This window comes from Pseudoalteromonas sp. NH0006-26, assembly GCF_057552415.1.
Genome location: NZ_BAAJMJ010000009.1, coordinates 1 through 12,543, shown reverse-complemented (window position 1 = coordinate 12,543; position 12,543 = coordinate 1). Strand labels below are relative to the sequence as shown.

8 protein-coding genes and 1 rRNA gene are annotated in these 12,543 nt (G+C 41.3%); 3 read left to right on the top strand and 6 right to left on the bottom strand.

The window, feature by feature from the left end; translation table 11 throughout:
- Nucleotides 1–9: 9 nt before the first annotated feature.
- The 3 genes from AC27JR_RS13360 to purL all read right to left on the bottom strand — a co-directional run bounded on the left by AC27JR_RS13360 (nucleotide 10) and on the right by purL (nucleotide 6,641).
- On the bottom strand, nucleotides 10–207 hold the full coding sequence (locus tag AC27JR_RS13360) for a YnbE family lipoprotein (protein ID WP_076920161.1): 198 nt from the start codon (nucleotides 205–207) through the stop codon (nucleotides 10–12).
- Entirely contained in the window at nucleotides 207–2,645 is a 2,439-nt protein-coding gene (locus tag AC27JR_RS13355; protein WP_487173874.1) for an intermembrane phospholipid transport YdbH family protein, read from the bottom strand. The genes AC27JR_RS13360 and AC27JR_RS13355 overlap by 1 nt, the downstream gene beginning before the upstream one ends.
- A gap of 105 nt (nucleotides 2,646–2,750) precedes the next feature.
- Entirely contained in the window at nucleotides 2,751–6,641 is a 3,891-nt protein-coding gene (gene purL / locus AC27JR_RS13350) for a phosphoribosylformylglycinamidine synthase (RefSeq protein WP_487173873.1), read from the bottom strand.
- Between the two features lie 211 nt (nucleotides 6,642–6,852).
- Between purL and mltF the strand changes: the two genes are divergently transcribed.
- Together mltF and AC27JR_RS13340 are read left to right on the top strand one after the other, a co-directional pair.
- Nucleotides 6,853–8,310 carry a membrane-bound lytic murein transglycosylase MltF gene (gene mltF / locus AC27JR_RS13345; protein ID WP_487173872.1) on the top strand — a complete coding sequence of 486 codons (1,458 nt, stop codon included), beginning with the start codon at nucleotides 6,853–6,855 and terminating at the stop codon, nucleotides 8,308–8,310.
- Between the two features lie 124 nt (nucleotides 8,311–8,434).
- A complete protein-coding gene (locus AC27JR_RS13340; RefSeq protein ID WP_008115566.1) occupies nucleotides 8,435–8,605 on the top strand; it encodes a hypothetical protein in 171 nt (56 codons plus the stop codon).
- On the opposite strand, the gene tadA is transcribed toward AC27JR_RS13340, so the two are convergent.
- On the bottom strand, nucleotides 8,602–9,108 hold the full coding sequence (gene tadA / locus AC27JR_RS13335; protein WP_487173871.1) for a tRNA adenosine(34) deaminase TadA: 507 nt from the start codon (nucleotides 9,106–9,108) through the stop codon (nucleotides 8,602–8,604). The genes AC27JR_RS13340 and tadA overlap by 4 nt on opposite strands.
- Before the next feature lie 177 nt (nucleotides 9,109–9,285).
- Here tadA and AC27JR_RS13330 point away from each other — a divergent pair, with 177 nt between their 5' ends.
- On the top strand, nucleotides 9,286–10,590 hold the full coding sequence (locus AC27JR_RS13330) for an inosine/guanosine kinase (protein ID WP_487173870.1): 1,305 nt from the start codon (nucleotides 9,286–9,288) through the stop codon (nucleotides 10,588–10,590).
- 22 nt (nucleotides 10,591–10,612) lie between these two features.
- Here the strand turns inward: AC27JR_RS13330 and glsB are convergent, their stop codons facing one another.
- Both glsB and rrf read right to left on the bottom strand, forming a co-directional pair.
- Nucleotides 10,613–11,536 (bottom strand): glutaminase B, encoded by a 924-nt coding sequence (gene glsB / locus AC27JR_RS13325; protein ID WP_487173869.1) that lies wholly within the window; start codon nucleotides 11,534–11,536, stop codon nucleotides 10,613–10,615.
- 836 nt (nucleotides 11,537–12,372) lie between these two features.
- Nucleotides 12,373–12,487: ribosomal RNA gene (gene rrf, locus AC27JR_RS13320) — 5S ribosomal RNA — on the bottom strand.
- Between the last annotated feature and the right edge of the window lie 56 nt (nucleotides 12,488–12,543).

The following is a 12,543-nucleotide window of genomic DNA, read 5'->3' as shown; positions in this document are numbered from 1 at the left end:
ACCTTACTCCTAAAATAATCCACTTTCGTCACTGAACAAGTTATCGAGCTCTTTATCTACCTTGACACGAATTTCGTGATCAACTTTGACATTTAAGTTAATCGTTATTGGCTCTTTAGTTGCCACCTCAACCCGATGAGTACACGCACTGAGTACACTAATGGCAATCAGTGCTGTCAGCGTTTTTAGCGTTAATAACTCTCTCATTATTGGTTTCCTTTTTGTGAGTATTGCTGCTCAACTTTTTGGGTGATTTCATCACTTAAGCGTAGCGCACGTAACAGTGTAAACACGTTTTCTTCATGATTATAATTAAAGTTAACCTGCTGCTTAGCCTGCTTATTATAGCCTTGCAAATTAACACCTAACTTTAACCAACCATCATTTTTTAATGCCACACTACTTTTGAGATTCTGTATATCTAGATCTTTTAATAACCCTAATACAGGTTTAAGCGCTTGTTGCTGTTCAAGCACAGCTTCAAAAGCGGCATTGTTGGTAATTTTTAAACGTCCTTCGCCTTGGCTAAATAACTGACCATCAAGCACAGACACTTGGTTTTTATCAAAATGAACAGGGAGTGTGCCAGCTAGACGACCACTGACACTAATACCTGATTGTTCATTAAAAGTAACCAATTTACTGGCATCAATATTATCAAATTCAACATCTACAATTTGATTGGGCTGACCTACTATATAGCGCTCTATGCCAAAATTACCGTCAAAAACATGCCCTTTAACATCATCTATTTGCACTTCATCATTTAACCGCCAATGCCCTGTTATATTATTAATAACCGCACCCGCTCTAAGCTCATTAATGCTAAAGGTAGTAGGTTCAACATTAAGCTGACCTGAACTATATTGACCACTAAAAATACTATTAAAGTCACTCGCGAGATAGTCGTTATAAAGCGCAGTTAATTTGCTGACTTCCCCTTTAAAAGACGCTTTTTGTAAATTAATATCTCCGTGTATATGCCCATTAAACTCACCCTGAGTGAGTGTTGCTAATGGCGCAAACTGATTAATATAGCTATTTAATGGCAATATACTTTGCACCGGAAATATAACCTCAAACGGATGTGCTTGCGATGAAAAGTGATGATTAACAACTAGCTCCATACCATCAACAAATGCATGGTGCGTTGCTTGTAACGCCCGACTTTGCTCTCCTGAAGAGTTAACTTTTATATTTTTCAACTGAAGTTCTGGGCTATTTATAGTTTTAATACTCGTTTTTGCAGCTAACTTAGCAAATATTTCTCCTGCGCCTAAATGTGCGTTAGCAGTGAGTGTATTGTGTATACCTGTGAGTTTATATTTTTTGTATTGTGCACTTTTAAACTGATGAGATAATGCAATTTCGGCATTACGTTTATCATCTATTTTTGCCGTAATACCTGCTTGATATTGCACAATAGAGGTATTAAAACCATCAACCTCTGCTGCGCTCAGTTGTGCATTAACATGGGCAGTCGGCGTGTCATCAATAACATTGCTAATAGCAAACTCACCATTGATGTGAATGTTCTTAGCATTTATGTTTGTAAGTCTAGGCAGCTTTTTAAGCGCTAAAGCAAAGTCGCCTTGTAAATTCCCTCCTGATAACTGCGTATTAATTTTCAAGTTATCATTCACTGATTTACTTACTTGTAGTGTAATTTGCGACTGTATAGTTTGTATGGGCCTTGTTGTATCTAGACGAGTATCTGTTATTGACAGTTTATAGTGCTTATCTCCCTCACTAGTTATGCTTATCGCTGGTAGGCTAAGTTGATTATTCTCAAGGTTAATATTCGCGGGCAGTGTTAATTGCCAATTCAGTGGCAGTGGTTCAATAGCCAACTTACTGCTGTCTATCAACGCTGTACAACGAGGGGCAAGCGTTAAGTTGTTATTTAACGCTTGGGTATCAAGGGTTACAGCTTTGCTGTTTAAATTAACACTCGCTGCTATTTTACCTTGGCTATGCGTTTGTACTTGGCACTGTTGATAGCTATCAACATATTGCGCACTAATATCACCCTTTAAATCGAGGTTAATACCATCAAAGTTAAATTGCTGCTGAGCATCAAAGGTTATTTTCTGAAACGCAGAGAATGCGTTATTTGCAATCAGCTTGAGGTGTGACTCATTGATCTTAAAGTTACCACTGACTAAGTTTTTTTTTAGGCGCACCCTTGCATCTATGTCGCCCTGTATTACAAATTGGTTTAGAGCAGGCTCTGAAATGCTAAATTTAAGCTCTTTACTCAACTGATTATTCACTAATAAAAGCTGCTTAATGCTAACTAATGGGCGCTTATCTAAGAGCGCTAAGTTAAGGGGCTTTGCTAAACTATTATTACCACTACTTGATGAAGTACTTGTTACCAACTGTACTTGTTCAATTATTATTTGCTGAGTATTTGCGGTTATATTTTTAAGGGTTAACTGTTGTCCTTGGTACTGTACGCACATGTTCTGCACATGAATATTAAGTTTAGTGGTAATAGAGAAATCTAGGCAGCTTAATGTTACCCCTGCTTTTTTAAGTTCAGGGGCGATGGCCCATTGTAATAACGGTAAGCGAAATACATAACCAAGTAATAATATACTCAGTATAAGAGTGCCAATAATTAAACCAATACGCTTAAACATATTATCCTTAAATGCTTTTTAGCCATAATAATCAAAAAAGGCTGCACAAGGCAGCCTTTTTTATTTTACATCTAGATCATGAATCTAGTGTGTATAAATAGATATTTAACCTACATTTTTACGCGCATTTCTAAACATACGCATCCATGGGCTATCCTCGGCCCACTCATCTGGGTGCCAAGAGTTAGCAACCGCACGGAATACACGTTCAGGGTGCGGCATCATTACAGTTGCACGACCATCTGTTGATGTAATACCGGTGATCCCTTCAGGTGAACCATTCGGGTTTGCTGGGTACTGCGTTGTTGGATTACCGTAGTTATCAACAAACTTAACTGCTACAGTGCCGCTTGCAAGTGCAGCCTTAGTTGCCGCATCATTTGCAAATTCTGCATGACCTTCACCATGAGAAACTGCAATTGGCATACGCGAACCAGCCATACCATTAAAGAACACCGATGGGTTTTCTTGAATTTCAACCAGACTAAAGCGTGCTTCAAAACGCTCTGACTTATTAGTTACAAAGCGCGGCCAATGTTCAGTACCCGGAATTAACTCTTTTAATGTTGATAGCATCTGACAACCGTTACATACACCTAAGCTAAAGGTATCTTCACGATGGAAAAAGCTTTGGAACTGATCGCGTGCCATATCGTTAAACAATATTGACTTAGCCCAACCTTCACCGGCGCCTAATACGTCACCGTAAGAGAAGCCACCACACGCCACTAAACCTTTAAACTGTTCAAGCGTTAAACGACCTTCTAAAATATCACTCATGTGAACATCTACCGCAGCAAAACCAGCACGGTTAAACGCAGCAGCCATTTCTAGGTGCGAGTTAACGCCCTGCTCACGTAAAATAGCCATTTGTGGCTTAGCACCTGTCGCAATGTACGGTGCAGCAATATCTTCGTTTAAGTCAAAGTTAAGTTTAACGTTTAAGCCTGGGTCTTTTGCATCAAATTTAGCGTCAAACTCTTGCTTAGCACACTCAGGGTTATCACGACGCGCTTGCATCTGATAGGTTGTTTCGGCCCAAATTGTACGAAGCTCAGTACGAGTATGATTAAGTACTGTTTGCTCACCACGATTAAATACAATGTTATCGTCATTATTAAGCGAGCCAATCACATGGCTAATTGCGGCAACACCATGCTGCTCAAATACAGCTTTTACAGCATCTAAATCACTGTTTGCTACTTGAATTACAGCACCTAACTCTTCGTTATAAAGCGCTTCAATATCAGAGCCTGTCAAAGTCGCTAAATCTACGGTTACACCGGTATGTCCGGTAAACGCCATTTCAGCGATAGTAGTAAACAAACCACCGTCTGAACGATCGTGATACGCAAGTAGCTTGCTATCAGCCACTAGCGCCTGCATAGCATTGTAAAAGCCTTTTAGTAACTCAGGGCTGTCTACATCAGGAGTAACATCACCAAGCTGCTTATATACTTGTGCAAGGCTTGATGCGCCCAGTCGGTTTTTACCCGCACCTAAATCAACTAATATAAGCGATGTCTCGCCTTTATCAGTGCGCAGCTGTGGAGTGACGGTTTTACGTACATCATCAACGCGGCCAAACGCTGTAATAATCAGTGATAGAGGCGATGTTACTGATTGCTCAGTTGTATCATCTTCATTTTTCCATGTCGTTTTCATCGACATCGAGTCTTTACCTACAGGTATAGTTAAACCAAGTGCTGGACATAACTCTTCGCCTACGGCTTTTACCGCTTCATACAGACCTGCGTCTTCGCCAGGGTGACCCGCAGCCGCCATCCAGTTTGCAGATAACTTAATGTTCTCAAGGCTACCAATATTAGCACCAGCAATGTTTGTAAGAGACTCGGCCACAGCCAAACGTGCTGAGGCGCCATAATTAAGTAATGCCGCTGGAGTACGTTCACCTAGTGACATAGCTTCACCGTGGTAGGTATCGTAAGTTGCTGCGGTAACTGCACAGTTAGCCACAGGCACTTGCCATGGGCCTACCATTTGATCGCGCGCTACTAAACCAGTTACAGAGCGATCGCCAATAGTAATTAGGAACGTTTTCTCTGCAATGGTTGGTAAACGTAATAAACGCTGCGCTGCATCCGCAGGATTAATTGCATCCACATCAAGTGCAGTACCTACTACTTGCTTCGATGTAACATCACGGTGCATTTTAGGTGCTTTACCTAATAAAACATCCAGTGGCAAATCAACAGGGCTGTTATCAAAATGACTATCGGCAACTGTTAAATGACGCTCTTCTGTTGCTTCACCAATAACCGCATATTGTGCGCGCTCACGCTTACAAATAGCTTCAAAGCGTGCAAAGTCTTCAACGCCCACAGCGAGCACATAGCGCTCTTGCGATTCATTACACCAAATTTCGTGTGGTGCCATGCCCGGCTCATCATTAGGGATATCGCGTAGTTGGAATTTACCACCACGTCCGCCATCATTAACAAGCTCAGGGAATGCATTTGATAAACCACCAGCGCCCACATCGTGTATAAACGCAATAGGATTTGCATCACCTAGCTGCCAACATTTGTCGATCACTTCTTGACAACGACGTTCCATTTCTGGGTTTTCACGCTGTACTGAGGCAAAATCTAAATCTTCGTTTGATTGACCCGATGCCATACTTGATGCAGCACCGCCGCCTAAACCAATGTTCATTGCAGGGCCGCCAAGCGCAATCAATTTTGCGCCTACTGGAATATCGCCTTTTTGAACATGATCAGCACGAATATTACCTAAACCACCGGCAAGCATAATTGGTTTATGGTAACCACGTACTTCTTCACCATTATGGCTTGTTACTTTTTCTTCGTAAGTACGGAAGTAGCCTAACAAGTTAGGACGACCAAACTCGTTATTAAATGCAGCGCCACCTAATGGGCCTTCAGTCATAATATCTAGGGCATTAACAATACGGCCAGGCTTACCAAAATCGCTTTCCCAAGGCTGTTCAAAACCAGGGATACGTAAGTTAGATACAGTAAAGCCCACTAAACCCGCTTTTGGCTTAGAACCTCGACCGGTTGCGCCCTCATCACGGATTTCACCGCCTGATCCAGTTGCGGCACCAGAAAAAGGAGCAATCGCTGTTGGGTGGTTATGGGTTTCAACTTTCATTAAAATTTCAATGTCTTCTTGATGATACGCATATTCACCTTGCGCATTCGGGAAGAAGCGACCCGCCTTTGAGCCTTTCATTACGGCTGCGTTATCTTTATAAGCAGACAGTACATTTTCAGGATTATGCTCAAAGGTATTTTTAATCATTTTAAACAACGACTTTGGCTGTTCAATACCATCGATAGTCCAATCAGCATTAAATATTTTATGACGACAATGCTCTGAGTTTGCTTGTGCAAACATGAATAATTCGATGTCGTTAGGGTTGCGCCCTAACTTGATGAAATTTTCAACTAAGTAGTCAATTTCATCATCAGCAAGTGCAAACCCTTGCTCTATATTTGCTACGGCTAATGCTTCGCGGCCGCCACCTAAGATATCAACTGATGACATTGGGCGTGGCGCATCGCTGCGAAATAACTGCGCTGCATTTTCTAATTTGCTATGAGTAGCTTCAGTCATGCGATCATGAAGAAGCGCTGTAACCTGTGCAAGCTGTTCGGCGCTTAAATCACCCTCAACATAATATGCAATTCCTCGCTCTACGCGATGAACTTGCTTAAGCCCACAGTTATGAGCAATATCTGTCGCTTTTGAAGCCCATGGCGAAATAGTACCAGGACGAGGCGTTACTAATACCAACTGACCCGCTGGCGCATGCTCAGCAATTGTTGGGCCGTAAGTTAGCAACTTTTCTAGCTTAGTTTGCTCATCAGTGTTTAATGGCGATGTTAAATCGGCAAAGTGAGCGTATTCGGCATATACATTGGTGACAGGAAGTTGCGATTGTTGGCAACGCGCTAAAATTTTATTAACTCTGAACTCTGAAAGTGCTGGTGCACCACGAAGGATCAACATAAGTAATTTCACCCGGGGTTAGGGATTGAACGATATTTTAGGCGCGTATTATAGTCCAAATTACTCTCAGATTTAACTCAAAAATGCGCTTTTCATTAAATTAACTTTTTCTTTTTGTTTACACCTATTTTTTACTGGCTGCGATTAAACGGTAAGTGACGTAATCAGTAAGTTTTGTTATAACAGGAGATACGATGCTAAAGAGGCGAATATGTTGAAGATAAAGCTAATAACAATCATTACGTTAGTCATCCTTTTGTGTGCCTGTAACACACAAGAGCAGTCAACACAGCTCGCCCAAATTAAATCAGAAAATAAAATTCGCGTTGGTACACTCGCCAGTGCAAGTAATTATTATCAAGCTGTTCAAGGAGAACAAGGCTTTGAATTTGAACTCTCTCAAGCATTCGCCGACTACCTTGGGGTAGAGCTTGAAATTGTGCCCTTTTTTAATTTATCCGATATGTTTGCGCGCTTAGATAGTGGCGATCTCGATTTAATTGCCTCTGGGCTTACTTTTAACAAGGCGCGCGCCAAACGTTACCGCTATGGCCCAACTTACAGAACGATAAGTCAAAAATTAGTTTTTAAACAAGGGCGTGAACGCCCTCGTGATTTTGATGATTTAACCGGAAACTTCACCGTTATCGCTAAAAGTAGTCATTCATTAACATTAGAAGAAATAAAACAAAACAACCCAGATTTAACTTGGAATGAAACCGAAGAATTTGATGAAGAAGAATTATTACAAGCCGTTATTGATGGTGAAATAGATTACACCTTAGCGGACTCTCATACATTGGCGTTGTTTAGGCGCTATCACCCTAACTTGAGTATTGGCTTTTCAGTTACCCGTAATGATTCAATTGCATGGATACTAAGAAAGTCGAATGATGACTCATTGTACGCATTGCTAGTTCCTTTTTTTGGTGAAGCAAAACAAAACAATCAACTTTATGTACTTGAAGAGAAGTACTTTGGCCATGTACGTCAGTTTAATTACGTTAATACCTTAGCCTACATAGATGCAATAAAAGAAACACTGCCTAAATATCAACCTTGGTTTGTGCAATATGCGGGTAGCCTTGATTGGCGCTTACTTGCTGCATTGAGTTATCAAGAGTCGATGTGGAACCCACGAGCTAAATCGCCAACGGGGGTGCGCGGTATTATGATGCTAACAAGGCGCACTGCAAAACAAGTCGGTGTTACTAATCGCTTAGAGCCAGAACAAAACATACGTGGCGGTGCTCAATACTTAGCTAAATTAATCAAGCGTATACCAGATAGAATCCCGCAGCCTGATCGAACTTGGCTTGCACTTGCCGCTTATAATGTTGGTTGGGGCCACGTCAATGATGCCCGCATAATTACTGAGCAACAAGGCGCTAGCCCTGATAAATGGGCTGATGTTAAAAAGCGCTTACCATTACTAGTAAAAAAACGTCACTACCGTAATACCCGCTATGGCTATGCTCGCGGTGATGTTGCAGTGACTTACGTTGATAATATTCGTCGCTATTACGATGCGCTTGTTTGGCTGGATGAAAATGATGCAATGGCAACTATACCGCCAGCAAGCGAAACAAAAGAGCAGACTATTAAACCAGATGAGGCAAATCAACGTACTAGTGATGAAGTCGAAAAAGAAAAAATAAATATGCTATGAAATTTCGCGCTGAATTAGCGACATGCCAGAAAAGCAAATAGTTGTTTACTTGCAATCAATTATTCAATAATCTGGCCCAATTGTATTAAAATTTGTGTCACCACCAAGCACATAAGGATAAGGCATGCTTAAACGTAGACGTACACATCAACTTAAACGTTGTATAAAGCACTCAACTGCTACTCGACGTCGAGTGATGTTAAGAAACTTGCATAAAAAGGTTATTTGGCGTCGCCGCATGTTCGCTATGCAACAAATGGCTGAGTTAGATGCTCTAATAGCAGCAGCTGACTAATCGCTGTTACCATTACGAGCGGCTAGCTTTGCAGCCTTTATTTGTGCTCGACGGCGCTTAAAAAAACTCGAAATAACCTCTGCACATTGTGTCTCTAATACCCCACCCGTTATTTCTACCTGATGGTTCAAACGAGGTTCTTGCAACAAGTTCATAATTGAACCAGCAGAACCCGTTTTAGCATCGGCTGCACCAAATACTAAGCGTTTAATTCGGCTGTGCACCAATAAACCTGCACACATAGAGCACGGCTCTAACGTGACATACAAGGTGCAATCAATTAAGCGATAGTTATTAAGCACTTTTCCGGCCTCTCTTACCGCTATCATCTCAGCATGAGCCGACGGATCATTATCAGTAATTGAGCGATTATAACCCGCGCTTATAAGCTGATTATCTTTGACAATAATAGCGCCTACAGGTATCTCATCGAGTTGCTCTGCTTGTTTTGCATACACAAGGGCTTGTTCCATCCAATATTGGTCGTCAAATGGCTCTGTCATGATTATTACTTAACTATTTTTTATGCCGTAATTATACCAACTTAGCGTAATAAAATGCGTTATTGATCACTTTATTGCAAAAATAAAACAAATTTAAGTGGTTTGCCATGGCTCATAAGGCGGGATTTACGCTATAATCTCACGCTTTTTTTATTTAGCTCACAACACGGGTAGCAAATGAAATTTCCTGGACGCCGCAGGCATAAACATTATTTTCCAGTGGAAGCCAAAGATCCACTGACCAATCAACTTAACGCCACAGAGCGATTACACCGCAGCTATATTACGGGGATCGATCAAATAGTTGTTGATATAGAAGCTAAGGTTGACCAAGCTTTTCTCGATGAATTTCAATTGCGCCGAGGGATGTCGCAAGTTATAGATAATGACATCACTAATGCTTTATACGACCGCTTAAAGCTGAACGACATGGTCGATTACGAATTCGCAGGAGGAACCGTTGGCAATACGATGCATAACTATTCCGTTCTTGCTGATGACCGTTCGGTACTATTAGGTGTAATGAGCGAAAATATAAAAATAGGCAGTTATGCTTATCGATTTTTATGTAATAACTCAAGTCGTGTAGATCTAGACTACTTACAACCAGTCGATGGCCCTATTGGCCGTTGCTTTACTTTGATTGATGAAACCGGTGAGCGCACGTTTGCTATTAGTGCTGGCCTGATGAATTACCTAAAGCCGGAGTCAATTGATAAAGAACTAATCGAAGGCTCATCAGCACTCGTGATCAGTGCTTATTTAATGCGTACTCAAGGTGATGAAACCATGACCGAAGCGACCATGCAAGCAATCAAGTACGCTAACGATGCAAGTGTACCGGTGGTATTAACACTGGGGACTAAGTTTCTTATCGAGCAGGATCCGACATGGTGGGCTAACTTTGTAGAAAAGCATGTTGATATACTTGCTATGAACGAAGAAGAAGGCCAAGCAATTACTGGATATGAAGATCCACTTCTTGCTGCTGACAAAGCATTAGACTGGGTTGACTTAGTTATTTGTACAGCCGGTGAAAAAGGCTTATTTATGGCTGGTTTTGTTGATGACAGCTGCAAACGTGAAACAGAGTATCCATTATTACCGGGTGCCATACCAGATTTTAACCGTTATGAATTTTCACGTGCAATGCGTAAAGTTGACTGTGAAAATCCTATAAAGGCATATAGCCATACTGCTCCGTTTATGGGTGGGCCTGACTCGATTAAAAATACCAATGGTGCCGGTGACTGTGCCTTAGCCGCGGTTTTACATGACTTATCAGCGAATGTTTATCATAAGTTGAATGTTGCTAACTCAGCAAAGCATCAGCAACAAGCCATTACCTACTCTTCGCTCGCACAAATTAGCAAATACGCTAACCGTGCAAGCTTTGAAGTACTTGTACAACACTCTCCTCGCTTATCTCGTGGTTTGCCTGAGCGCGAAGATTGTTTAGAACAAGTGTATTGGGATCAATAAGATCCCATTACGCTAAACAAAGCTAAAAAATCGATATATCAAGCTTTTTAGATAGCAGCTCTAATGCTGCTATTCCCGCCACTGAGTTACCAAAAGAGTTTAATCCCGGTGAATAGACTGCAACTGTAAATCTATTCGGTAACACCGCTAATATTGTTCCAGAAACACCCGATTTACCTGGCATGCCAACACGATAACCAAAGTCACCTGCTGCGTCATATAACCCACTGGTAAACAACAACGAATTTAGTTGCTTGTTTTGACGACTAGAAAGTACTCGTTTATTCGAGCTGTAATCTATCCCTTTATTGGCTAAAAAATTGTACGCCTTAGCAAGTTCGATACAATTAAGTTCTATGGCACAAAAATTAAAGTATGACCAAAGCACATCATCTACTTCATTCTCAAAGTTACCAAATGATTTCATTAAATGTGCCATTGCCGCATTTCGATGCCTAAACTCATACTCTGAGTTAGCTACTTGTTTGTCTATTACAATGCTTCGATTGCCTGACAAATCGCGAAATGTTTCAAGCATAGAGTGCATAGGTGCAGATAAACGACTATACAGAGCATCACAGGTAACAATCGCTCCTGCATTAATAAATGGGTTACGTGGAATACCTTTTTCAAACTCAAGCTGTGTCAGAGAGTTAAACGCCGTACCTGAAGGCTCTTTGCCAACTCTATTCCATAATTCGTCGCCATAGCGTTGCAACGCTAATGTCAGAGTCATAACCTTAGAGACAGATTGAATTGTGAAGCGTTGCTCACAATCACCGGCGCAAAAAATTTCTCCGTCCGTAGTATAAATGGCAATGGAGAACTGCTCAGGAGAAACCTCTGCCAATGCCGGTATATAATCGGCAACTTTACCCTGCGATAGTAAAGGCTTAACCTCTTGAGTTATCTCATTTAACACTCGTTGGTAATCACTCGTTGGCAATCGACACCTCAATAATACGAAAACTAAAGTCAAATTTTAACACGTAGGATCCATAACTGCATGAGAATGTTAAGTCTATATGTTATTAGTAATATGATAGGAAGCATATACATGGTGGGATTAGCGGGCAGTCTCTTTTTTTAAGATATTAAGTAATTTATCTTTAAACTTAAAACAATAAAAAACCAGCATTTTGCTGTGACGTGGTTCTGTTATTTGGATCCAGTGCGCTCACTTATAGCGACAATACAGTAAAGTGTCCTACTATTTTGTTGAGCTCCGAGCTGTTTAGGAATACGAATGCCGTGGAGCACTGGATGTGCAAGAGCGACCACTACTGAGTTCCATATATGGTCTTGGCTTGATGTTTTACTTTATCTCAGACAAAAAAAACCCGTTACATTGCTGTAACGGGTTTCCTTTATTTAGATCCTGGTAATGTCATGGTGCCCACAGCGGTAGAAAGTCACATAGCAAATGCTACACTATCATTGTGTCGGGGCGGCCTTGTGCGGGGCTCGCCTTCGCGCTGTTTTGTTTGACTACTGAGTTTGGCATGGGCTCTTGGCTATTTACTAAACCCCAGACAGCAAAAAACCCGTTACATTACTGTAACGGGTTTCTTTAATTGGATCCTGGTAATGTCATGGTGCCCACAGCGGTAGAAAATCACATAGCAAATGCTACACTATCATCGTGTCGGGGCGGTCTTGTGCGGGGCTCGCCTTCGAGCTGTTTTGTTTGACTACTGAGTTTGACATGGGCTCTTGGCTATTTACCAAACCCCAGACAACAAAAAACCCGTTACATTGCTGTAACGAGTTTCTTTAATTGGATCCTGGTAATGTCCTACTTTCACATAGCAAATGCTACACTATCATCGGCGCTGTTTCGTTTCACTACTGAGTTCGGCATGGGGTCAGGTGGGTCCAAAACGCTATTGTCACCAAGAAAATTCTTTTCAATTTTCTTATTCTTAATTTTTAAATTTAAAGTCTTTCGACTAA